Source organism: Nocardia sp. NPDC004068 (genome assembly GCF_042874315.1).
In the GTDB taxonomy this organism is placed as follows: domain Bacteria; phylum Actinomycetota; class Actinomycetes; order Mycobacteriales; family Mycobacteriaceae; genus Nocardia.
Map to the genome: position 1 here is coordinate 539,138 of NZ_JBIAMW010000004.1, position 21,542 is coordinate 560,679.

General features: G+C 69.8%; 20 protein-coding genes and 1 tRNA gene. 12 read left to right on the top strand and 9 right to left on the bottom strand.

All coding sequences use genetic code 11. From position 1 onward, the window contains the following. Window positions 1-91 precede the first annotated feature (91 nt). On the top strand, window positions 92-1,882 hold the full coding sequence (locus tag ACFYTQ_RS13125; protein ID WP_387360086.1) for an ABC-F family ATP-binding cassette domain-containing protein: 1,791 nt from the start codon (window positions 92-94) through the stop codon (window positions 1,880-1,882). Here ACFYTQ_RS13125 and ACFYTQ_RS13130 read toward each other — a convergent pair whose 3' ends face one another. After that, a complete protein-coding gene (locus ACFYTQ_RS13130; protein WP_387360088.1) occupies window positions 1,883-2,692 on the bottom strand; it encodes an Abi-alpha family protein in 810 nt (269 codons plus the stop codon). Continuing rightward, window positions 2,680-3,999 (bottom strand): hypothetical protein, encoded by a 1,320-nt coding sequence (locus ACFYTQ_RS13135; protein WP_387360090.1) that lies wholly within the window; start codon window positions 3,997-3,999, stop codon window positions 2,680-2,682. The genes ACFYTQ_RS13130 and ACFYTQ_RS13135 overlap by 13 nt, the downstream gene beginning before the upstream one ends. A gap of 181 nt (window positions 4,000-4,180) precedes the next feature. Here ACFYTQ_RS13135 and ACFYTQ_RS13140 point away from each other — a divergent pair, with 181 nt between their 5' ends. Together ACFYTQ_RS13140 and ACFYTQ_RS13145 are read left to right on the top strand one after the other, a co-directional pair. Then, entirely contained in the window at window positions 4,181-5,071 is an 891-nt protein-coding gene (locus tag ACFYTQ_RS13140) for an Abi-alpha family protein (RefSeq protein WP_387360092.1), read from the top strand. 80 nt (window positions 5,072-5,151) lie between these two features. After that, the gene (locus ACFYTQ_RS13145; protein ID WP_387360094.1) at window positions 5,152-5,676 is read left to right on the top strand and encodes a nuclear transport factor 2 family protein; all 525 of its coding nucleotides are present in this window, start codon (window positions 5,152-5,154) and stop codon (window positions 5,674-5,676) included. Here ACFYTQ_RS13145 and ACFYTQ_RS13150 read toward each other — a convergent pair. Further along, window positions 5,673-7,289, bottom strand: coding sequence for a peptide chain release factor 3 (locus tag ACFYTQ_RS13150; protein ID WP_387360096.1), 1,617 nt, complete (start codon window positions 7,287-7,289; stop codon window positions 5,673-5,675). The two genes, ACFYTQ_RS13145 and ACFYTQ_RS13150, sit on opposite strands and share 4 nt — an antisense overlap. Window positions 7,290-7,347: 58 nt before the next feature. Next, window positions 7,348-7,902 (bottom strand): TetR/AcrR family transcriptional regulator, encoded by a 555-nt coding sequence (locus tag ACFYTQ_RS13155; protein WP_387360098.1) that lies wholly within the window; start codon window positions 7,900-7,902, stop codon window positions 7,348-7,350. Between the two features lie 84 nt (window positions 7,903-7,986). Here ACFYTQ_RS13155 and ACFYTQ_RS13160 point away from each other — a divergent pair, with 84 nt between their 5' ends. From ACFYTQ_RS13160 to ACFYTQ_RS13175, 4 genes are all read left to right on the top strand, one after another. After that, the gene (locus ACFYTQ_RS13160) at window positions 7,987-8,637 is read left to right on the top strand and encodes a lysophospholipid acyltransferase family protein (RefSeq protein WP_387360100.1); all 651 of its coding nucleotides are present in this window, start codon (window positions 7,987-7,989) and stop codon (window positions 8,635-8,637) included. A gap of 544 nt (window positions 8,638-9,181) precedes the next feature. Next, window positions 9,182-9,781 (top strand): 50S ribosomal protein L25/general stress protein Ctc, encoded by a 600-nt coding sequence (locus ACFYTQ_RS13165; RefSeq protein ID WP_387360102.1) that lies wholly within the window; start codon window positions 9,182-9,184, stop codon window positions 9,779-9,781. A gap of 22 nt (window positions 9,782-9,803) precedes the next feature. After that, window positions 9,804-10,385, top strand: a complete 582-nt coding sequence (pth, locus tag ACFYTQ_RS13170) for an aminoacyl-tRNA hydrolase (protein WP_387360104.1) — start codon at window positions 9,804-9,806, stop codon at window positions 10,383-10,385. Between the two features lie 134 nt (window positions 10,386-10,519). Next, entirely contained in the window at window positions 10,520-11,263 is a 744-nt protein-coding gene (locus tag ACFYTQ_RS13175; protein ID WP_387360106.1) for an SDR family NAD(P)-dependent oxidoreductase, read from the top strand. Here the strand turns inward: ACFYTQ_RS13175 and ACFYTQ_RS13180 are convergent. Beyond that, window positions 11,254-12,450, bottom strand: coding sequence for an aminotransferase class V-fold PLP-dependent enzyme (locus ACFYTQ_RS13180; RefSeq protein ID WP_387360108.1), 1,197 nt, complete (start codon window positions 12,448-12,450; stop codon window positions 11,254-11,256). The genes ACFYTQ_RS13175 and ACFYTQ_RS13180 overlap by 10 nt on opposite strands. Before the next feature lie 172 nt (window positions 12,451-12,622). Between ACFYTQ_RS13180 and egtA the strand changes: the two genes are divergently transcribed. The 4 genes from egtA to egtD are packed head-to-tail and all read left to right on the top strand — an operon-like array spanning window position 12,623 to window position 17,263. Further along, window positions 12,623-13,903, top strand: a complete 1,281-nt coding sequence (egtA, locus tag ACFYTQ_RS13185; protein ID WP_387360110.1) for an ergothioneine biosynthesis glutamate--cysteine ligase EgtA — start codon at window positions 12,623-12,625, stop codon at window positions 13,901-13,903. Next, window positions 13,900-15,240, top strand: coding sequence for an ergothioneine biosynthesis protein EgtB (egtB, locus tag ACFYTQ_RS13190; RefSeq protein WP_387360112.1), 1,341 nt, complete (start codon window positions 13,900-13,902; stop codon window positions 15,238-15,240). Before egtA ends, egtB begins: the two co-directional genes overlap by 4 nt. After that, the gene (locus ACFYTQ_RS13195) at window positions 15,240-16,295 is read left to right on the top strand and encodes an ergothioneine biosynthesis protein EgtC (protein ID WP_387360114.1); all 1,056 of its coding nucleotides are present in this window, start codon (window positions 15,240-15,242) and stop codon (window positions 16,293-16,295) included. The genes egtB and ACFYTQ_RS13195 overlap by 1 nt, the downstream gene beginning before the upstream one ends. Then, window positions 16,292-17,263, top strand: coding sequence for an L-histidine N(alpha)-methyltransferase (gene egtD, locus ACFYTQ_RS13200; RefSeq protein WP_387360116.1), 972 nt, complete (start codon window positions 16,292-16,294; stop codon window positions 17,261-17,263). The genes ACFYTQ_RS13195 and egtD overlap by 4 nt, the downstream gene beginning before the upstream one ends. A gap of 7 nt (window positions 17,264-17,270) precedes the next feature. Here the strand turns inward: egtD and ACFYTQ_RS13205 are convergent, their stop codons facing one another. The 4 genes from ACFYTQ_RS13205 to ACFYTQ_RS13220 all read right to left on the bottom strand — a co-directional run bounded on the left by ACFYTQ_RS13205 (window position 17,271) and on the right by ACFYTQ_RS13220 (window position 20,546). Continuing rightward, entirely contained in the window at window positions 17,271-17,903 is a 633-nt protein-coding gene (locus ACFYTQ_RS13205) for a DUF2461 domain-containing protein (RefSeq protein WP_387360118.1), read from the bottom strand. An 11-nt stretch (window positions 17,904-17,914) separates the two neighbouring features. Next, window positions 17,915-18,895: a ribose-phosphate diphosphokinase gene (locus ACFYTQ_RS13210; protein WP_387360120.1), complete on the bottom strand. Its 981-nt coding sequence runs from the start codon at window positions 18,893-18,895 to the stop codon at window positions 17,915-17,917. Continuing rightward, entirely contained in the window at window positions 18,892-20,382 is a 1,491-nt protein-coding gene (gene glmU, locus ACFYTQ_RS13215) for a bifunctional UDP-N-acetylglucosamine diphosphorylase/glucosamine-1-phosphate N-acetyltransferase GlmU (protein WP_387360122.1), read from the bottom strand. The genes ACFYTQ_RS13210 and glmU overlap by 4 nt, the downstream gene beginning before the upstream one ends. A 93-nt stretch (window positions 20,383-20,475) precedes the next feature. Then, window positions 20,476-20,546, bottom strand: a tRNA-Gln gene (locus ACFYTQ_RS13220). A gap of 177 nt (window positions 20,547-20,723) precedes the next feature. Here ACFYTQ_RS13220 and ACFYTQ_RS13225 point away from each other — a divergent pair. Further along, complete coding sequence (locus ACFYTQ_RS13225) at window positions 20,724-21,377, top strand: TetR/AcrR family transcriptional regulator (protein WP_387360124.1); 654 nt, start codon at window positions 20,724-20,726, stop codon at window positions 21,375-21,377. The last annotated feature ends 165 nt before the right edge of the window (window positions 21,378-21,542 follow it).

Consider the following 21,542-nt stretch of genomic DNA (forward strand, 5'->3'; position numbering starts at 1 on the left):
TGCCGCAACCATAGGACGGGCCTGCGCGCCTTGGCAAGTCGCGACCCCCAGTACCCTGGCCGATGCACGAAACCGACGACACCGAGGACCCATGGCGAACCTGATCAATCTCGAACAAGTCCACAAGAGCTTCGGCGTGCAGCCGTTGCTGGACGACGTCTCGCTCGGCGTGCAGGAGGGCGAGCGGATCGGGGTCGTGGGACTCAACGGCGGCGGTAAGACGACGCTGCTGGAGGTGCTGACCGGGATCGAGGAGCCCGACAGCGGCCGGGTCAGCCGGGTGAACGGCCTGCGCATGGCCGTGGTCACCCAGCGCGGCGTGCTGCCCGAGGGCGCGACGGTCGGCGAGGTGGTGCTGGCCGGGCTGGCCGAGGACGCCCGCACCGACGGCATCGCCGAACACGAGTGGGCGGCCGATCCCCGTATCCGTTCCGTACTCGAGGGCATCGGCATCGCCGACCTGGGGATGGACGCGAGCGTGACCAACCTCTCCGGAGGCGAACGCCGCCGCGTCGCGCTGGCCGCGGCCCTGGTCCGCGAACTCGATCTGCTCGTCCTCGACGAACCCACCAACCACCTCGACGTCGAGGGCGTGCAGTGGCTGGCCGAACATCTGCTCTCCCGCCGCAGCGCCCTGGTCGTCGTCACCCACGACCGCTGGTTCCTCGACACCGTCGCCACCCGGACCTGGGAGGTCGTGGGCGGCAGGGTCGAGAGCTACGAGGGCGGCTACAACGACTGGATCTTCGCCCGCGCCGAACGCTCCCGCCAGGCCGACGCCAGCGAGGCCCGCCGCCGCAACCTCGCCCGCAAGGAATTGGCCTGGCTGCGCAGGGGACCGCAGGCCCGCACCTCCAAACCCCGCTACCGCGTCGAGGCGGCCGAGGCCCTCATCGCCGATGTCCCGCCCCCGCGCGACACCGTGCAGCTGGCGTCGTTCGCGCGAAAGCGGCTGGGCCGGGTGGTGATCGAGCTCGAGGACGTCACCCTCACCACCCCCGACGATCGCGAACTCGTCCACGACCTCACCTGGCGGCTGGCCCCCGGCGAACGCGCGGGTCTGGTTGGCGTGAACGGCTCCGGCAAGACCACCCTGCTGCGCGCCCTGGCGGGGGACGCGCCGCTGGCCGCGGGCAAGCGGATCCAGGGCCAGACCGTCCGGATCGGCTGGCTCCGGCAGGAACTCGACGATCTGCCCACGAATATGCGTGTGCTGGAAGCGGTCTCGGATGTCGCCGAGCGAACGACGCTGGGCGACAAGGAGATATCGGCGGGGCAGCTCGCCGAACGGCTCGGCTTCACCCCGGCCAAACAGCGCACCCCCGTCGGCGACCTGTCCGGCGGCGAACGCCGCCGCCTGCAACTGACCCGCATCCTCATGAGCGAGCCCAATGTGCTGCTGCTCGACGAGCCCACCAACGACCTCGACATCGACACCCTGCAACAACTCGAGGATCTGCTCGACGGCTGGCCCGGCACCCTCGTGGTGATCAGCCACGACCGCTACCTCATCGAGCGCATCTGCGACAGCACCTGGGCGCTGTTCGGCGACGGGAAACTCACCAATCTGCCCGGCGGCATCGAGGAGTACCTGCGCCGCCGCGCCGCCCTCGCCGAGGCCCCGCGTCGCGCCCAGGCCGCCGCCGCGAGCGCGCCCGCGACCGATTCGGTCACCTACCGCGCGGCCCGCAAGGAACTGTCCAAACTCGAACGCGCCCTGGAGAAACTCACCGAACGCGAGGAGCGCCTGCACCAAGCCCTCGCCGAGGCGGCCACTGAACCCGACCGCCTGGTCTCGCTCGGCGCGGAGCTCAAACAGGTTCAGGCCGAGAAGGATTCGACCGAGGAGCGCTGGCTCGAACTCGCCGAACAGGTCGGCTGACTACAGCGCCTGATCCAGCGGCGGCACCGGCAGGCAGGCGCGCACGAAATGCGCGCCGAAGCCGGTGAGCGCGATGCTGCGATAGAACACCTTGGTCCCGAACCCGCTGCGCTTGAGCAACTTCCGCACCTCCGGCTGCGACTCCAGCAGCTGGTAGCGGGTCGGGTTGTCCAGCGCGTCGGGGGACCGGTCGGCCAGCCCGAGCCGTCGCAGATTGGTCAGGTAGGCGTCGCAGCGTTCGGGGAAGCGGACGGCGGCGTCCTCGCCGATCATGGTGAGGCCCATGCCCGTTCGCTCCGTGCGCCCGAGCCGCACCTCCAGCGCGGGTTGCGCGCCGTCGAGATACAGGTGCCGCAGGATGCGCGCCTCGTCGGGCGCGAGTTCGGCGAGGATGCGCGCGAAGGCGGGATGATCGTCGTCGACGGCGTGCACATCGGCCGAGCGGCGCAGCAGTTCGGCCCCCCGCTCGCGCAGGGCCTGCGCACCGGGAACCGCGCCGGCGGGATCGGGGCGGGGGATGCCGAGCGCGCGCCGCACCGAATCCCGTACCTGCTCACCGGCATCCGAGAGCACCTCGCGCGTCGGCCGACCGGCCATACTGCCGCGCACCACCGTGCCGGTGACGCCGAGGGCGGTGCCCAGACCCCACGCGGTCGCATCCGTCACCGCCGATACCGCCACCCAGACGACGCCCGTCGCGGTGCGCACCGGACCGACGGAGCGCGGGGCGACCTCCGCCGCGGCCCGGGGCACGAGTTCGGTGGAATACTCGGGACCTTCGTCGTCGTCCGAGTGGTTCACCACGGCCATGGGGCTACTCCTGTTCCGAAGATCAGGATATGAGCGTAACCGGCCAGCAGGCCCAACACGCCGCCATGGACGAACAAGAGCCATTCATCCTGTTTTATCGCCGCGCGCAACATATCCACGAAGTCCGGCGGCGACAGCGCGGCCATCTGTTTGGCGATGTACTGACTGACCGACTTGCTCTGCTGCGCGTTGAACGCCGGATCGGCGAAGGCGACCGGCGCGAGATTCTTGGCCTCGTCGGCGAATCGGGTCCGCAGGTGCTCGTAGTCGTTGCGGCCGATCACGAATTTCAGTGCGCCCCGGGCGGGTCCGAGCGCGCGGTCGGTGGCCGGGCGCAGCGTGTCCTCGAGCACCTGCATGGTCCGGTCCGAGCGCGGGCCGTTGAGCAGTTCGTCGCCGACGTTGGCGATCGTGATGATCTGGTTGGCCACCAGATCCGCGTAGCCCTCGGTGATCTCGGGCTGCCGCTTGATCAGCAGGCCCTGCCGCCACGGGCACCACCATTTCGGATAGGCGGGGGCGAAGATCAGATTCAGGCCGATCCAGTTGACCACCCAGCCGATGATCACGCCGCCGACGGGCAGCACGATCAGCGGGTGCGGGTACAGGTGCAGGATGAACACCAGGATCACGCCCATGGGCGCGCCGAAGTAGAAGCCGAAGTTCTGCATGAACCGCAGCTCCTTCGCGCCCAGCACCTGGAACACCATGTTCAGCAGCTGCGGGCGGGACTGGAAGTAGCGGATCACCATCTGCTTGACGTCGAGCAGTTGCTCGATGTTGTTGCCCAGCTCCTCGGTGAGTTCGCGCAGGATGTCGGGCAGCTGGTCGCGCACCCGATCGTGCACGACCTCACGCACCTGCGCGGGCAGGTTGAACCACAGCTGTGGATGCTCGCGGATCGCGATCTCCTCGACGATGTCGCGGATCTGGTCCTGCGCGATCGCGGTCAGGTGTTCGGCCAGCGCGTCGGGTTCGAGCTCGCGATAGAAGTCGGCGACGCTGCCCAGTTTGGACAGGCCCTTGTCCACGGCGATCGAGGCCATCTTGTCCGCGCGGGAGGGCACGATGCCCTGCCAGCCCGCCCGGCCGTCCCACTGCAACAGCGGCAGCACCTGCACGCGCTTGGGGAGATAGGGGAACAGCCACCGCAGCCCGGGCAGATGCACCCCGTGGAAACGCAGCGGCTTGAACAACATCAAGACGCCGGTCCAGTTGGTTATGTAACCGATCACACCGGTGAACAGGGGAATGGTGATCAGCTCGAGCCACCAGGTCGGCGCCACATCGAACACACTCTCCAGCACGACACCCTCCTGCCGACCCCAATACCGGTGACCGCCGCCACACCGGCACCTCAACGTACCCCGTCGGCACGCTGGACCTTACTGTGGATTCAGGAAACCGGTCCAATTCTGGCGAGGGAACTGGTTCACCGGGGTCGAGGGTGGAAGACTTCGGCCGTAACGACGAATTTCGGAGAAGCACGTGGCAGACGACAGGACCGGCCGGGAAGTGGTCCGACCCGGGTCCCGTGCCGTGGAACGCAGCTCGGATGTGGAGAAGCGGCAGATCAGCAACGAGGCCCGCCTCATTCGGGGGGTGTTCCGGGCCGCCGGGCTCGCGGCGGGGACGGCCGTCCGGGGCGGGCAGTGGGCCGTCGGCACCACCTACGAGGTCGGCAAGCAGATCACCCAGGCCGCGCTCGACGGGGAGTCCTCGGCGGAGATCGCCGATCGGGCGGGGACCGCGTTGCAGTCGGTGGCCCGCAATATCCTCGGCGTGACCGAGGGTTCGGTGCGGGAGATCGTCAGCTACGTGCCGACCTCCTCGTCGTCCGGCAACGGGCAGCCGCAGCAGGCCGCCATCACCGCGGGCTACGTCCGTTCGGGCACGCTCGCGGATCTGCGCCGCCGCGGGGACGCGCTGCTGGCCCGGTCGGCGGACGTGTACTTCACCGAGGACGTGCATCCGGCCTACGACCGCATCCTCGATCAGCTCGCCCCCGACGAGGCCCGCATCCTGCGGTTCATGGCGTTGAACGGGCCGCAGCCGTCGGTGGACGTGCGCACCAACCGGCCGCTGGGCATCGGGTCCGAACTCGTCGCCGGGGATCTGACCTCGGTGCCCGAACAGGCCGGGGTGCGCTACCCCGACCGCGCCCGGCTCTACCTGATCAACCTCAACCGCCTCGGTTTGCTGGTCACCTCCGACGATCCGGTGGTGCTGAGCCGGTACATGGTCCTCGAGGTCCAGCCCAATGTGGAGAGCGCTCTGAAGAAGGCCGGGCGGGCCCCCAAGATCGTGCGAAAGAGCTTGCGGCTCACCGAGTTCGGTGAGGACTTCTGCCGGACCTGCTTCACGATCAACGGGGGGTAGGGGAGGGCGTGCGAGATCGCGATCCGATACAGATTTCGCGATCCGTGCGAATCTTCGGCATCCGGTGGGATTGTTGAAGTATGGACTCCGACGCCGTCTCCGCGATCAATCGGCTGAAGTTCCGATATCTTCGCGCCCTCGACACCAAGTCCTGGGACGACTTCGCCGACACCATGATCCCGGAGGCGACGGCGACCTACAGCGAGTACCTGCAATTCGAATCGCGCGACGCGTTCCTGGCGTTCATGCGCAACACCCTCGGGCCGCACGTCATCACCGAGCATCGCTGCGATCATCCGGAGATCGACGTCGACGGCGACACCGCGACGGGGACCTGGTATCTGGCCGACACCGTGCTCATCCCGGGCCACAACATGCTGCTGCGCGGGGCGGCGTTCTACTCCGACCGGTACGTCCGTTGTCAGGACGGTCGCTGGCGCATCGCGCACACCGGCTACGAGCGCACCTACGAGGTGGTGCTGTCGCTGTCGGATCTGCCCAGCCTGCGGCTCACCTCGAGCCGGTGGGGGATGCTCGGTCAGGAGGCCGGGGTGCGGCCCGAACCCGACGGCAGCGGCCCGGATTCCGCCGAGACCATGGGCTAGTCGGCCGCGGCCACCAGCGGTTCCAGGGTCAGCTCCGACATCTCCTTCTGGATGTACTGCAACCGCCACTTGTCGCTGAACAGCGCGAGGATCGCGCCGTCGGTGCGGGTGAACACCTCCACCCCGCGCTGGCGGTCCAGTTCCGGCGCGGACGCGGCGTCGGTGCGCCGGGCCACCTGGTAGGGCAGGAAGTCCAGCTGGGTCTCCACCCCGAACTCGGCCTGCATGCGCGCGGTGACCACCTCGAACTGCATCGGGCCGACCGCGGCCAGTACCGGCGAGGCGTCGCCGCGGGTGTCGTTGCGCAGCACCTGCACCACGCCCTCGGAGTCCAGCTGATCGATGGCCTTGCGGAACTGCTTGTACTTGCCCGCACTGCGCGCCCGCAGGGTCGCGAAGTGCTCGGGGGCGAAGGACGGGATGGGCGGGAACTCGACCTTCTTGTCCACGTAGAGCGTGTGGCCGGGCGCGAGCGCGGTCGCGTTCACCAGGCCGACCACGTCACCCGGATAGGCCGTGTCCACGGTCGACCGTTCCCGGCCGAACACCGTGAGCGCGTACTTCGTCGCGAACGGCCGCCCGGTCTGCGCGTGCGTGACGACCATGCCGCGCTCGAACTCCCCGGACACGATCCGGATGAACGCCAACCGGTCCCGGTGCGCGGCGTCCATTCCGGCCTGCACCTTGAACACCACCGCCGAGAACGGCTCGACCGGTTCGCGCGGGTGGCCCTGCACGTCCAGCCGCGGGCCGGGCGCGGGCGCGAGCGAGACGAGCGTCTCCAGCAGCTGCCGCACGCCGAAGTTCAGCATGGCCGAGGCGTAGATGACCGGTGAGGTCTGCCCGGCGAGGAACAGCTCCTCGTCGTGGTCCTGGCCCGTCGCCGAGAGCAGTTCGCTCTCCTCGGCCGCGGTGGTCCACGCCTCGCCCTCGCGCTCGGCCGCCTGCTCGGGGGTGTAGGACTCCTCCGGGGCGATGGTCGCGCCGCCCGCGGTGCGCGTGAAGTGGATGTATTCCGTTGCGGCGCCGTCGGTTCCGCGCCGCAGCAGGCCGCGGAAGTCACCGGCGATGCCGACCGGCAGGAACAGCGGGGTCGGGGTGAGGCCGATGCGTTCGCTGATCTCGTCGAGCAGTTCCAGCGGCGCGCGGCCGGGCCGGTCCCACTTGTTGATCACGGTGATGACGGGGATGCCGCGGTGGCGGCACACCTGGAACAGCTTGAGCGTCTGCGGTTCCAGGCCCTTGGCGGCGTCGATGAGCATGACCGCGGCGTCGACGGCGGTCAGCACGCGGTAGGTGTCCTCGGAGAAGTCCGAGTGGCCCGGGGTGTCGACGAGGTTGATCACGCAGTCGCCGTAGTCGAACTGCAACGCGGTCGAACTCACCGAGATGCCGCGCGCCTTCTCCATCTCCATCCAGTCCGAGACCGTCGAACGCCGCCCGGCCTTGCCGTGGATCGCGCCCGCCTCGGAGATCACCTTGGCGTGCAGGGCGAGCGCCTCGGTCAGCGTGGACTTACCGGCGTCGGGATGGGAGATGACCGCGAACGTGCGCCGCCGCGCGACCTCCTCGGCCAGCCGCCCGGGCGTGGTGGTGGCGGAAGGGGAATTCACGGGGAGCGGCTCCTTTTTCGCGGGTCGGCAACCGTTCCAGGGTACTGGACGGGGCGATTCAGTTGCGGTCGAGGTGGCGGGCGACGGTCGTGCGGACCAGCGTCTCGGTGTCGGTGCCCGGGGCGATGAGTTCGATGCTGCGATTGGCGACGAGGGTGGCGATGCCGTGCAGGTTGGCCCACAGTTCCAGGGCCGTCTCGCGCGGGCGGTCCGGGTCGCAGGCGGCGATCAGGTCGATCCAGTCGCGGTAGAGGGGCAGGGTGCGGGCGCGCAGGTTCTCGCCGGAGCCCTCGAGCAGGTCGTGGCGGAACATGAGGGTGAACATCTCCGGGCGGCGCGCGGCGAAGCGGAGGTAGGTGCGGGCCAGGTGGTCGACCCGGGTGCGCGGGTCGGGGTCGGCGTGGGTCGCGAATTCGGTTCGCAGATCGGCGAATCCGCGGGCGGCCACGGCGGCGAGCAGGGCGCGGTGGGTGGGGAAGTGGCGGCGGGGGGCGCCGTGGGAGACGCCCGCCTCGCGCGCGATCGCTCGCAGGCCGAGTTCGGCCGCGCCGACCTCCTCCAGGAGGTCGACTCCGGCGTTCACCAGACGTTCCCGCAGGGAGCGCTCGTCCATGGCGGTCATTCTCGCGCGCGGCTGTAGACATTGTCTACGAGGGTGTAGTAGACATTGTCTACGCGAGCTTTCGAAGGGGCTTCCATGTGGTACTGGTTGTTGAAGTACGTCCTGCTCGGCCCGTTGCTGCGGCTGCTCGGGAGGCCGAAAGTCATTGGTCTGCACCATGTTCCGAATGAGGGGCCGGTGATCGTGGCCGCCAATCACCTGGCCGCGATCGATTCGCTGTACCTCGCGCTGGTTCTCCCGAGGCGCATCACGTTCATCGCCAAGCAGGAGTACTTCACCGCGACGGGCCTGCGCGGCCGCGTCGAACGCTGGGTCATGACCGCCACCGGCCAGGTCCGCGTCGACCGCACCGGCGGTTCGGCCGCCGCCGATGCCCTCGACGCCGCCGCCCGCATCCTCGAATCCGGCGGCATCTGGGGCATCCACCCCGAGGGCACCCGCTCCCCGGACGGCCGCACCTACCGCGGCCGCACCGGCGTCATCCGCGTCGCCATGCGCACCGGCGCCCCCGTCGTCCCGGTCGCCCTCACCGGCACCGACCGCGTCAACCCCCGCAACCGCCGCCTCCTCCGCTTCGCCCGAGTCCGAATCGAATTCGCCCCACCCCGCCACTTCCTCCCCACCACCCCCGAAGCCGTCCGAACCGCCACCGACACCCTCATGCGCGACCTCGCCACCCGCTCGGGAAACCACTACGTGGACCAGTACGCCACCACCTTCCGATAGCCCGGCGTCCCCCTCCCCGCGCCCCGACGTCCCCTCCCATGCCCCGGCGTCCCCTCCTCGGTCCCGGCCGTCCGCTCTCGTGGTCCCGGCCGTCCGCTCTCGTGGTCCTGGGCGTCCGCTCTCGTGGTCCTGGGCGTCCGCTCTCGTGGTCCTGGGCGTCCGCTCTCGTTGGTCCGGGCCGTCCGCTCTCGTTGGTCTCCGGGGCGTCCGCTCTCCTTGGTCCGGGGCATTCGCTCTCGTTGGTCCCCGGCGTCCGTCCTCCTTAGGTCCCCGGCGCCCGCCTTCCTTTGTCCCCGGCGTGCCCCCTCTCCATGTCCCCGGCACGCTCTTCGCCGGGGCGGGGCGGCGATTCGGGGCAACTGGACGTGCGTGTTATTCTCTTCGGGTTGTCTCGGCGAGGGTGAGGCACTTCGGTGCGCACCGTGATCGACGCGGCTCGGCTTCCGGCCGTCGTCGCCGTCTTCGCCCGACGAGCAGACCCATTGCCAGGGCAGTCCCTGGCCACTGTTGCAGACCGCCCGGAAAGCCGTAGGAGTTATCTGTCATGTCCGACGTCAGCGTCCTCGAAGCCGCCGTTCGCACCGAGTTCGGTAAGGGTGCCGCGCGCCGCACCCGCCGTGACGGCAATGTGCCCGCCGTGCTGTACGGCCACGGCGAGGCCCCCAAGCATCTGTCGGTCAACGCCCAGGCGTTCGCCGCGATCCTGCGCGAACACGGCGCCAACGCCGTGCTGAACCTCGAGATCGAGGGCAAGAAGCAGCTGGCCCTGACCAAGTCGGTGGTCGTGCACCCGATCCGTCGCTACATCGAGCACGCCGACCTGCTGATCGTGCGCCGCGGCGAGAAGGTCACCGCCGACGTGCCGGTCGCCCTGACCGGTGAGGCCGCCGCGGGCACCCTGGTCACCCAGGACACCACCACCCTGTCGGTGGAGGCCGAGGCCCTCAACATCCCCGAGCAGATCGAGGTCTCCATCGAGGGCGTCGAGGCCGGCACCCAGATCCTCGCGGGCCAGATCGCGCTGCCCAAGGGCATCACCCTGGCGGTCGACGCCGAGACCCTGATCGTGAACATCATCGAGGCCCCGGCCGCCGAGGAGGGCGAGTCCGCCGAGGGCGAGGCCGAGGCCGAGAGCGCCGAATAATCCCGAAGGCCAACGGTTTTCGATGACATCGTCGGAGGCTGGGCCCGCGCTCGTCGTCGGACTGGGCAACCCCGGTCCCGAATACGAGCGCACCCGGCACAATGTCGGTTTCCTGGTCGCCGACGTGCTCGCCGAGCGCGTCGGCGGCCGGTTCACCGTGCACAAGAAGTCGGGCGCCGACCTGCTCGAGGCCCGGCTCGACGGGCGCAAGGTGCTGCTGGCCAAACCGCGCTCGTTCATGAACGTCTCGGGCCGCCCCGTCGCGGCGCTGGCCCGCTTCTTCTCCGTGCCGCCCACCGAGGTGATCGTCGTCCACGACGAACTCGACCTGCCCTTCGGCACGATCCGCCTCAAGCGCGGCGGTGGCGAGGGCGGCCACAACGGATTGCGTTCGGTCTCCAGCTCGTTGACGACCAAGGACTACCTGCGCGTCCGCTTCGGCATCGGCCGTCCCCCCGGCCGCCAGGACCCCGCCGACTTCGTCCTCAAACCCTTCTCGAGTCCCGAGCGCAAGGAACTCCCGGTCATCGTCGAACAGGCCGCCGACGCGGTCGAACTGCTGCTGCGCGTCGACCTGGAGACCGCTCAGAACCAATTGCACTGAGCCCGAATCGTCCTGGGCCACAAGCCGTGCGGAGCGGGGCGAGCGGGAGCGTGGGCTGGTCCCGCTCGACCCCGCCGCATCGTTATACGGTGGGGATCGCGAACCGGTTCATTCGCGAGTTGCGAGGAGGACGCATGGCGAACCCGTCGGACATCAACGATCGCGTCGCCCTGGTGACGGGCGGCTCCCGCGGCATCGGCCGGGCGATCGCCGTGGCGCTCGCCGACGCGGGCGCGGTGGTGGCGGTGAACTATCGATCCCGCGCGGACGCGGCCGAACAGGTGGTCGCCGAGATTCGCGAACGAGGCGGCACGGCCACGGCTTTCGCGGGCGACGTCTCCATCCCCGACCAGGCCCGCGATCTCATCGATCGGGTGCGCGCCGCGCTCGGCCCGATCGGCGTGCTGGTCAACAATGCGGGTATCGGCCCGGTCGTCGAACTCGACGACCTCACCGAGGACATCTTCGACGAAACCCTGCGCACCAACCTGACCTCCGCGTTCGTCTGCACCCAGGCGGTGCTCGCCGATATGCGGGCCGCGGGATGGGGCCGGATCGTCAACCTGTCCTCCGCCGCCGCGCGCGGACCCGGTGTCGTCGGCGTGCACTACAACGCGTCCAAGGCCGGACTCGAGGGCCTGACCCGGGGCTACGCCGCCCGCCTGGCCCGCGACGGCATCACCGTGAACGCGGTCGCTCCCGGACCCGTCGACACCGATATGGCCGAGCCGCTGAAACGCTCCGGCGTCGCCGATCGAATCCCGGTGGGGCGCATGGGAACCGCCGACGAGATCGCCGCCGCCGTGCACGCGGTGGTCACCAACGGATTCATCAGCGGCCAGACGATCTCGGTCAACGGCGGCACCCTCTACGCCTGACCGGCCAGCCGCGCCACGGCGTCGACGAACCGGTCGAGTTCCTCGATCGTCACGAAGCAGTGCGGCGAGGCGCGCACCACCGAATCCAGGCCGCGCGCCGACATGTCCAGCAGCGTCGACCCGCGATGGCTCACCGTGACCGTGATGTCCTGTGCCGCAAGGCGATCGCGCACCTCGACCGGCGCCAGTCCCGCGACGGTGAACGACACGATCCCATTGTGCCGCGTCCCGAGGTCGCGCACGGTGACCCCCGGAATCCCCGGCAGCTCCGCGCGGAGATGCGCGGCGTTCGCCGCGACGGTCGCGTAGACCTGCTCCGGCCCCGCGTCCAGCAGATACCGCACCGCCGCGCCCAGCCCGAGCCGGGCCGCCACATCGCACTCCCAGAACTCGAAGCGCGTGGCCCCCGCGGCGAGCCGATACTCCTCGGGCCCCACCCATTCGGCGCTGTGCAGATCCAGCCGCCCCGGTTCCATGGCGGCCGCCAATTCCGGTCGCACGTACAGGAATCCGGTGCCGCGCGGCCCGCGCAACCATTTGCGCCCGGTCGCGGACAGCGCGTCGACACCGAATTCGACCACATCGAGGGGGACCTGTCCCGCCGACTGGCACGCGTCCAGCAACACCAGCGCACCCGCCTTGTGGGCGATGTCGACCACCTCGCCGACCGGATTCAGCAGCCCGCCGTTGGTGGGCGCGTGCACCAGCGACACCAGCCGCACCCGCTCGTCCACCATCGCGGCGAACGCGTCGAGGTCGATCTGCCCGGACTCGTCGCCCGGGATAGCCTCGACCGTCGCACCCGTGGCGCGGGCGCGTTGAAGTGCGGCGATGGCATTGCTGGCGTAGTCGGAGCCGGATACCAGGATCCGATCGCCGGGCCGCAACGGCACCGAGTAGAAGAAATCCGCCCACGATCGAGAGGCGCTGTCGCTCAGGGCGATACCGGCCGGATCGGCGTTGATCAATGCCCCGATCGCGGACTTCACCGCCGCCAGGTCGTCGAGCCGCTCGTTCGCCGCGCGGTAGCCACCGACCTCGGCCTCCCGGCGCAGATGCGCGATGACCGTATCGAGCACGATCCGGGGCGGCAGCGACGATCCGGCGCTGTCGAGGAAGATCGGCGCGGCGCGGGTCGCGTCGGTGTAGGCGGGGATGTCGGCGCGCAGGCGAGTCTGATCGAGCACGTCCTCGACCTTAGAAGACCGCGTGGAACCGGTGCCGGAAATTTCTCCGGAGCCTTGTTCAGCTGCGGTTTTCCCGCGGGCTTGCCCTATTTGTCACGGATTCGCCAGAAATCTTGTCGGTAGCCGCCGCTACGCTTGGTCGGTCGGCTGGAGATCGCCTTCGGAGGTTGGCATGGCAGTGACGGCGGTGCGAGCGCCCTCGGACGCGGGTTCGGGTTTCTCGTCGCGGGCGGCGGCGGAAGCCTACGTCGGCGGTGTCTGCTTCAAGCAGGGCCCACCCGCGCTCATCGGCGCCGAACTCGAGTGGCTCACCGCGCGGGACGAGCCGTCGGCGCCTGGATCGCGTCCCAGCCTCGGGGGGCTGGCCGACGCACTCGGGCCGCACGCGCCGCGGTCCATCGCCCCCGAATCCCCGGCGCTGCCATTGCCCGGGGGCAGCCGGGTCACGATCGAACCCGGTGGCCAGATCGAACTTTCCAGCGCCCCGTTCGACGACGCCGTCGAATTGTGCGAGCGCCTGCGGGACGACACCCGCCTGCTGGAGCGTCTGCTCCGCTCCCGATCCGTCCGAATCCATTCCGCCGCGGCCGATTCCGAGCGCCCGGCCGACCGGCTGTTGCAACTGCCCCGGTACCGGGCCATGGAACGGGCCTTCGCCGGTATCGGCCCGTTCGGCAAACTCATGATGTGCAATACGGCCGCGACGCAGGTCAGCGTCGACGCCGGGGCCGACCCCACCGAGATCGCGGCCCGCTGGACCGCGCTCAACGCCGTGGGCCCCGCGCTGGTGGCGGCCTTCGCCTGTTCCCCCGTCCTGCACGGTGCGCCCGTGGGCAACTGGGCCTCCCAGCGCATGCGAACCTGGTTGCGGCTGGACCACATTCGCAGCCGACCGCCCGTGCGGCACTGGTCGGACCCTATCGCCGAGTACGCGCGGTGGGTGCTGGACGTGCCGCTGCTGTGCGTGCGTCAGGACGACGGCGCGGTCGACTGGGCCGCCCCGCCCGGCGCGACCTTCGCCGACTGGTTGTGCGGCGCGCTCGACGACGAGGTCGGCCGCCGGCCCGACGCCGCCGATCTCGACTACCACCTGACCACGGTCTTCCCGCCGGTCCGCGCGTCCGGGTACTTCGAGGTCCGCTACATCGACGCCCAGCCCGGCGACGGCTGGACGGTCCCCATCCACGTCATCGACGCCCTGCTGTGCACGCCCGCCGTGGTGGCCGAGGCCACGAGGCTGGCCGAACCGGTCGCGGACCGCTGGCTGGAGGCCGCCCGCTGCGGCCTGGCCGACCCCGAGATCCGTTCGGCGGCAGTGCGATTGCTGACACTGGCGACCGACAACGCGCGCTCGGCGGCGGCCCGGGACCAACTGGCCGCGGCGGTGCGCCGATGTCGCGACGGCCGCATGCCCACCGAGGAAGACAGCGATCGATTCGGAGCGAGTTCATGACCACCCATCTCACCGGCGCCGACCGTGCCGAGACCGAGCGCCTGCGCGAGAAGATCGCGCGCACCCTCACCCGATCCCGCGCCCGCACCGCGGCCCTGACCGACTGCGTCGACGAGGCCGAACTCGTGGCGCAGCACTCCCGGCTGATGAGCCCGCTGGTCTGGGACCTCGCGCACATCGGCAATCAGGAGGAGCTGTGGTTGGTGCGCGACGTCGGCGGGCGCGAACCGGTGCGCGCCGACATCGACCACCTCTACGACGCCTTCCAGCATCCGCGCGCCGACCGGCCCGCCCTGCCGCTGCTCGATCCCGCGGAGGCCCGCGGCTATGTCGGCTCGGTGCGGGACAAGGTGTGGGATGTGCTGGCGGACAATCGATTACGCGGCGCCCGCCTCATCGACGGCGGCTTCGCCTTCGGCATGATCGCCCAGCACGAGCAGCAGCACGACGAGACCATGCTCGCCACCCATCAGTTGCGCACCGGGAAGTCGGTCCTGACCGCGTCCCCGGCCCCGTCCGCCGCGGTGCCGGTGACGGGCGAAATCATCGTTCCCGCAGGCGAATTCACCATGGGCACCTCCACCGATCCCTGGGCGCTGGACAACGAGCGGCCCGCCCATCCGGTGTTCGTGCCCGGCTTCGCCATCGACGCGGCCCCGGTGACCAACGCGCAATACATCGAGTTCATCGAGGACGGCGGCTACGAGCGACCCGAGCTGTGGTCCGAACGCGGCTGGGCGCATCGCACCGAGGCGGGCCTCGTCGCGCCGCAGTTCTGGGAGCGCGATGGCGACGGACGCTGGTGGCGCAGGGTTTTCGGCACCATGCGGCTGGTCCGCCCGCAGCAGCCGGTGGTGCACGTCTGCTGGTTCGAGGCCGAGGCGTACGCGCGATGGGCCCGGAAGCGGCTGCCGACCGAGGCGGAGTGGGAGAAGGCCGCCCGCTTCGATCCGGCCACCGGACGGTCCCGCGACTATCCGTGGGGCGACGCCGAACCCGACGAGCGGACCGCCAATCTGGGCCAGCGGCACCTGGAACCGGCCGACGTCGGCGCGTATCCGCTCGGCGCGTCGCCGCTCGGGGTGCATCAGCTCATCGGCGACGTGTGGGAGTGGACGTCCTCGGGCTTCGACCCGTATCCCGGCTTCGAGGCGTTCCCGTACCGCGAGTACTCCGAGGTCTTCTTCGGCGGCGACTACAAGGTCCTGCGCGGCGGCTCCTTCGGCACCGATCAGGTCGCCTGCCGTGGCACCTTCCGCAACTGGGACCACCCCATCCGCCGCCAGATCTTCTCCGGCTTCCGCCTCGCCCGCGACCTGACCCCCGCCGAACGCTGATGTGCCGACACCTCGGCTACCTCGGCCCGCCGACTCCCGTGGGCGACCTGCTCACCCGGGGCGACCATTCGCTGCGCACCCAGGCGTGGGCGCCCCGCGACATGCGCGGCGGCGGCACCATCAACGCCGACGGCTTCGGCGTCGCGTGGTGGGCGCCCGCGCCGGGTCGCGAGACCGAGAACATCGGCGCCCGCGCCCACGGTGGCCCGCTCGACGGTCGCGGCTCGGGTGGCGCCCCCACCTCCGCCGCCGGTTCGGTCACCACGCGGTACCGCAACCCCGCCCCCATCTGGTCGGATCCGGCCGTGGACGAGGTACTGCCGCAACTGAATTCGCACGCCGTCCTGGCCGCCGTCCGCTCGGCCACCGTCGGCATGCCCGTCGAACGCACCGCCTGCGCGCCGTTCACCCACGGCCGCTGGGCCTTCAGCCACAACGGCGTCATCCAGGACTGGCAGGCCACGCTCACCGCCGTCGCCGCCCGGTTCGACGCCCCGCCGCTGATCGAAGCCGAATCCCGCACCGATTCCGCCACGTTCTGGGTCATCCTGCGCGGCCTGCTGGACCGCGAGGCCGACCGCAACGTCGCCGAGCCCGCACCCGCCGCCCGCACCCACTCCGCCCCCGATGTCCGCGCCCACTCCGCCCCCGGCGCTCGGGCTGAGTCCGCCCGCGATGACCGCGCCGGGTCCGCCCGCGATGTCCCGGGCGACATCGGTGCGACGGGAAACGTTGAGGTCTTGTCGCCGAGCCCGGCGCGACAGCCGGATCGCGTCGCGGCGATCCTGCGCGAGGCGGCGCTCGCTGTCCTCGTCCACGCCCCGAACGCCCGCCTCAACCTGCTGCTCGGCGACGGCGAAACCCTCTGGGCCACAACCGTTCACCACGCGCTGTCGGTCCTGGTCACCGAGGAGATCGCGGTGATCGCCTCCGAACCCTACGACGACGACCCGCGCTGGCGGGCGATTCCCGACCGGCGGCTGGTGACGGCCCGGCCGGGGACGCTGACCGTCGCACCGCTCGATCCCGATGAATCCGAAAGGCCGACTTCATGACCGCTCCGACGCTGGAGATCCACCTCACCGACGACGACCTGACCGCCGCCCTCCGGTCGGATGCCCGCGCGGGGCTCACCGCCAGCCCGAAGACCCTGCCGCCCAAGTGGTTCTACGACGCGCGCGGCAGCGAACTGTTCGAGGCCATCACCCAGCTGCCCGAGTACTACCCGACCCGCACCGAACGCGCCCTGCTGGAACAGGTCGTCGGCGAGATCGCCCGCATCGCCCGGGCCGAGGTGCTGGTCGAACTCGGCTCCGGCTCGGCCGCCAAGACCCGCCTGCTCCTCGACGCGCTGAGCGCCGCCGGACCGCTGAAAACCTATGTCCCGCAGGACGTCTCGGAATCCGCCCTGCGCGGCGCGGCCGCCGAGGTCGCGGCCGAATTCCCGGGCCTCGCGGTGCACGGCGTGGTCAGCGACTTCACCGACACCCTGCACAACCTCCCGCGCGGCGGCCGCCGCATGATCGCCTTCCTCGGCGGCACCATCGGCAACTTCGCGCCCGCCGAACGCGCCGAATTCCTCACCGCCATCGCGCAGGTCCTCGAGCCGGGCGAACAACTGCTGCTGGGCGCGGGCCTTGTCATCGACCCGTCGGTGCTTGTCCCCGCCTACGACGACGCGGCCGGGGTGACCGCGGAGTTCAACCGCAACGTCCTCTATGTCCTGAACTCCCGGCTGCGCGCCGACTTCGATCCGGAGGCGTTCCGCCACACAGCGATCTGGGACGCGGCGAACGAGTGGATCGAGATGCGCCTCGAGGCGACGCGCGATATGACCGTCGCCGTCGCCGATCTCGATCTGACCGTGGAGTTCGCCGCGGGCGAGCAGATGCGCACGGAGATCTCCGCCAAATTCCGCGTCGACGGTCTCACCGCCGAACTCGACCGCGCCGGATTCACCACCGAACACGCCTGGACCGACCCGCTACAGCGTTTCGCGCTGGTGCTCGCCGAACGACGCTGAGCGGCGGTCAGGTCCCGACGACCGCGCCGAGCCACTCCACGAGCGGCCGCAGCGTCTCCCACGACTGCTGGATCTCCTTCGCGGCACGCGGGGTTTCGAGCCAATCGGGTGCGCCGAAATCCTTGCTGACCCGCAGCGACTTGTGCCGCAGCAGGTCGATCCGCGGGTGGTCGGCGGCGAAGCCCTTGGGCCGGGTCTTCAACCGCTCGCCGCCGATCGTGAATCCGACGGCGGCGAGCCCGGCGAGGATCTGCTCGAGCTCGGGGCCGCGCACCTCGTCATCGATCGTCGTGCGCAGCCGCGCGAGCTGTTCGGGTGTGGGCGAATACAATCCGCCCGCCACGAGCAGCCCCGGCGCGCCGATCTGCACGTACCACCCGGTGCCGGGCGCGATCCGCACGACCGCGCCCTGATGATTCTTGTAGGGCCGCTTGTCGGCGGCGAACCGCACGTCCCGATAGGGCCGGAAGATCCGGGGCTCGCCGAAGTCCGCCTCCAGCTCCGCGCACAGCGCGACCATCGGCTCGCGTACCGCCGTGTCGTAGACATGCTTGTGCGCGGTCCAGAACGCCTTCGAGTTGTCGGCCTCGAGATCCTCGTAGAAGTCGAGGCCGGCGAGGGGGAACCCGGTGAAGCCCATCGATCCCGAGGTCAGGCGTTCCCGTTGAAAAGCCCGGTGACCGAGCCGTTCTCGAAGACCTCGCGGATCGTGCGCGCCAGCAGCGGCGCGATCGACAGCACGGTCAGGCTCGGGAACTTCTTGTCCTCGGTGATCGGCAGCGTGTTGGTCACGATGACCTCCTTCGCGCCGCACGCGGCCAGCCGCTCGGCCGCCGGGGCGGACAGCACGCCGTGAGTGGCGGCGATGACCACGTCGCCCGCACCCGCCTCGCGCAGCACGCGCACGGCCTCGGCGATGGTGCCGCCGGTGTCGATCATGTCGTCGATCAGGATGCAGGTGCGGCCGTCGACGTCACCGACCGGGCGATGCGATTTGACCTGGTTGGGCACCAGCGGATCGCGGGTCTTGTGGATGAACGCCACCGGCGCGCCGCCGAGCGCGTCGGCCCACTTCTCGGCGACCTTCACGCGGCCCGCGTCGGGGGAGACGACCGTGATGTGGTCGAGGGTGTAGTGCGTGCGCACGTATTCCGACAGCTGGATCAGCGCGTGCATGTGATCGACCGGGCCGTCGAAGAAGCCCTGGATCTGATCGGTGTGCAGGTCGACGGTGATGATGCGGTCGGCGCCCGCGGTCTTGAGCATGTCGGCGATCAGGCGGGCGGAGATGGGCTCGCGGCCGCGGTGCTTCTTGTCCTGCCGGGCGTAGGGGTAGAACGGCAGCACCGCGGTGATCCGCTTGGCCGAACCGCGCTTGAGCGCGTCGATCATGATCAGCTGTTCCATCACCCACTGGTTCAGCGGGGCCGGAAAGCTTTGCAGCACAAAGGCGTCCGAGCCGCGCACCGACTCCTCGAACCGGACGAAGATCTCGCCGTTGGCGAAGTCGCGAGCCGTTTGCGGGGTGATGGAGACGTCCAGCTCTTTCGCGACCTGCTCGGCCAGCTCGGGATGGGCGCGCCCCGAGAACAGCATCAGGTTCTTCTGGTTATCCGTCGAGAACGCGGTCACTCTCTGTCGCCATCCTTTTGCTCGGTTGCCTGACTCGCGTGCGGGTCGGCCGCTGTCGCCGCCGCTGCCGCCTGCGCCGCAGCGGTACCCGCTCGGTTCCGCTGCACCCAGCCCTCAATATTGCGCTGTGCTCCACCCGACACGGCGAGCGCCCCGGGCGGAACGTTTCTACGCAGCACAGTACCCGCCCCGGTATAGGCGCCGTCACCCACCGTGACCGGGGCGACGAACATGTTGTCGCTCCCGGTGCGCACATGGGAACCGATCACCGTGTGATGCTTGTTCACCCCGTCGTAGTTCACGAAGACACTGGACGCGCCGATGTTGCTGTACTCGCCGATCGTCGCGTCGCCGACGTAGCTCAGATGCGGCACCTTCGAGTGTGCGCCGATGCTCGCGTTCTTGGTCTCGACGAATGCCCCGAGCTTGCCCGATTCGCCGACGAGCGTGCCCGGCCGCAGGTAGGCGAAGGGTCCGATGGTCGCGCCGGGTCCGATGGTCGCCCCCTCGCCGTGCGTGCGGACCACCTTCGCGCCGTCGCCGACGACCACATCGGTGAGCGTGCTGTCCGGGCCGACCTCCGCGTCCTCGCCGATGACGGTCGCGCCCAGCAACTGCACGCCCGGCCGCAGCACGGCGTCGCGGCCGATGCGCACCCCGGCGTCGACCCATGTGCTCGCGGGATCGATGACGGTGACGCCCGCGCGCATGTGGCGCTCGAGGATGTAGCGGTTGAGGGTGCGCGCGGCCGCGGCCATCTGCACGCGGTCGTTCACGCCGGTCACCTTGTTGGCGTCGACCAGTCGCGCGCCGTGCACGGGATGGCCCGCCTCGCGCGCGAGTTTGAGCACATCGGTCAGATACAGCTCGTGCTGGGCGTTGGCGGTGGTGAGCCGCCCGATCATGGTGCGCAGCACGGTCACGTCGAAAACGTAGACGCCCGAATTGACTTCGTTGATGGCGGCCTGTTCCGGTGTGGCGTCGGCGTGTTCGACGATCTCGAGCACATGCCCCTCGGCGTCGCGCACGATGCGGCCGTAACCGTTGGGGTCCTCGGGCACGAACGTCAGCACCGTCACCGCCGACCGCTCGCGATAGCTGCGATGGTCGGCCAGCAGCGCCGAGAGCGTGTGGCCGTCGAGCAGCGGGACGTCGGCGGAGGTGACGAGCAGGTCGCCGGTGAAGTCCTCCGGCACCGCCGACAGCGCGCACTGAACGGCGTGTCCGGTGCCGAGCTGCTCCTCCTGCACGGCCGCGGTGATCTCGCGACGCAGTTCGGCCGCAACGGAATTCATCGCCGCGCCCACCTGATCCCGATCGTGTCCGATCACGGTGATGAGGTACGCGGGGTCGATCTCGTTCGCCGCATGCAGCGCGTGCGCGAGCATGCTGCGGCCGGCGAGTGCATGCAACACCTTGGGGGTCTTGGACCGCATTCGGGTTCCGGCACCGGCGGCGAGAACGACGACGGCGGTCTGCTGTGGCATGGATCTCCCTCGGCTGCCTGTCATCGTGCTGGTGGGGCTGTCGTGGTCGGGCTGATCGGACGCGGACACACGATATACGCCTGCGCCCCCGAGCTCCGCCGCCAGGACTCGAACCTGGACTAACTGAACCAAAATCAGTGGTGCTGCCATTACACTACGGCGGATTGCCACACCGGCGGATCGCTCGGATCCGTCGCTGCGCCACGGCACGCGGAATGATCCTCGCACGCCGAGGCCCAAACGTCGAACCGCTTCTCCGTTTTCCGGTGCCCGTGTCGATAGGGTACAGACGGTTGGAAGAATCATCGCAGGTGATCGGGAGGCGAAGGGCGGGTGCATCGATGACGTCGGGAGAGGTGGGCCGCACGGCGCGCCAGCGCATGACGGGAACCCAACGGCGTCAGCAGTTGATCGAGATCGGCCGGGCGCTGTTCGCCGAACGCGGTTACGACGCGACGTCCATCGAGGAGATCGCCCAACGCGCGCAGGTGTCCAAACCCGTTGTGTACGAACACTTCGGCGGTAAGGAGGGGCTCTACGCCGTGGTGGTCGACCGGGAGATGTCGACGCTGCTGAACATGATCACGTCCTCGCTCACCCGCAACCGTTCCCGGGTGCGGCTCGAACAGGTGGCACTGGCGTTGCTGACCTATATGGAGGAGCGCACCGACGGTTTCCGAATCCTCATGCGCGACCAACCGGTCTCGGCCGCGGAGGGCACCTACTCGAGTCTGCTCAACGAGGCGGTCAATCAGGTCGCGCACATCCTCGCCGGGGATTTCGAACGCCGCGGCTTCGACACCAGTCTCGCGACGCTCTACGCGCAGGCGCTGGTCGGCATGGTGGCGACGGCCGCGACGTGGTGGCTCGACGAGCGCAGCCCCTCCAAGGAGGTGGTCGCCGCGCACCTGGTCAACCTGTGCTGGAACGGGCTGACCCATCTCGAGGCCGACCCCCAACTGGCCTCGCAGTGGCCGCACGGAACCACTACCTGAGGGGTGCTCGAACCGTACCGGGGGTAATGGGGGTGGAACTGGACAGTTAACCCAAAATTTGCGACGGAGGCTGGTCTGAATGCTCGATTCCACTGCCGCGGGCCGGTCGGGTGGTACGGTTCACCCATCCTTCCAGTGCTGTTCGAGCTGTGATGTCGGTCAACT

What these genes read in the sequence shown, in the direction of transcription:
- ACFYTQ_RS13160 (WP_387360100.1), top strand. Translation starts at nt 7,987, where the DNA reads ATGTGGTACTGGTTGTTGAAGTACGTCCTGCTCGGCCCGTTGCTGCGG.
- ACFYTQ_RS13165 (WP_387360102.1), top strand. Translation starts at nt 9,182, where the DNA reads ATGTCCGACGTCAGCGTCCTCGAAGCCGCCGTTCGCACCGAGTTCGGT.
- ACFYTQ_RS13145 (WP_387360094.1), top strand. Translation starts at nt 5,152, where the DNA reads ATGGACTCCGACGCCGTCTCCGCGATCAATCGGCTGAAGTTCCGATAT.
- ACFYTQ_RS13195 (WP_387360114.1), top strand. Translation starts at nt 15,240, where the DNA reads ATGTGCCGACACCTCGGCTACCTCGGCCCGCCGACTCCCGTGGGCGAC.
- ACFYTQ_RS13225 (WP_387360124.1), top strand. Translation starts at nt 20,724, where the DNA reads ATGACGTCGGGAGAGGTGGGCCGCACGGCGCGCCAGCGCATGACGGGA.
- ACFYTQ_RS13205 (WP_387360118.1), bottom strand. Translation starts at nt 17,903, where the DNA reads ATGGGCTTCACCGGGTTCCCCCTCGCCGGCCTCGACTTCTACGAGGAT.
- ACFYTQ_RS13155 (WP_387360098.1), bottom strand. Translation starts at nt 7,902, where the DNA reads ATGGACGAGCGCTCCCTGCGGGAACGTCTGGTGAACGCCGGAGTCGAC.
- ACFYTQ_RS13130 (WP_387360088.1), bottom strand. Translation starts at nt 2,692, where the DNA reads ATGGCCGTGGTGAACCACTCGGACGACGACGAAGGTCCCGAGTATTCC.
- pth (WP_387360104.1), top strand. Translation starts at nt 9,804, where the DNA reads ATGACATCGTCGGAGGCTGGGCCCGCGCTCGTCGTCGGACTGGGCAAC.
- glmU (WP_387360122.1), bottom strand. Translation starts at nt 20,382, where the DNA reads ATGCCACAGCAGACCGCCGTCGTCGTTCTCGCCGCCGGTGCCGGAACC.
- ACFYTQ_RS13125 (WP_387360086.1), top strand. Translation starts at nt 92, where the DNA reads ATGGCGAACCTGATCAATCTCGAACAAGTCCACAAGAGCTTCGGCGTG.
- egtD (WP_387360116.1), top strand. Translation starts at nt 16,292, where the DNA reads ATGACCGCTCCGACGCTGGAGATCCACCTCACCGACGACGACCTGACC.
- egtA (WP_387360110.1), top strand. Translation starts at nt 12,623, where the DNA reads ATGGCAGTGACGGCGGTGCGAGCGCCCTCGGACGCGGGTTCGGGTTTC.
- egtB (WP_387360112.1), top strand. Translation starts at nt 13,900, where the DNA reads ATGACCACCCATCTCACCGGCGCCGACCGTGCCGAGACCGAGCGCCTG.
- ACFYTQ_RS13175 (WP_387360106.1), top strand. Translation starts at nt 10,520, where the DNA reads ATGGCGAACCCGTCGGACATCAACGATCGCGTCGCCCTGGTGACGGGC.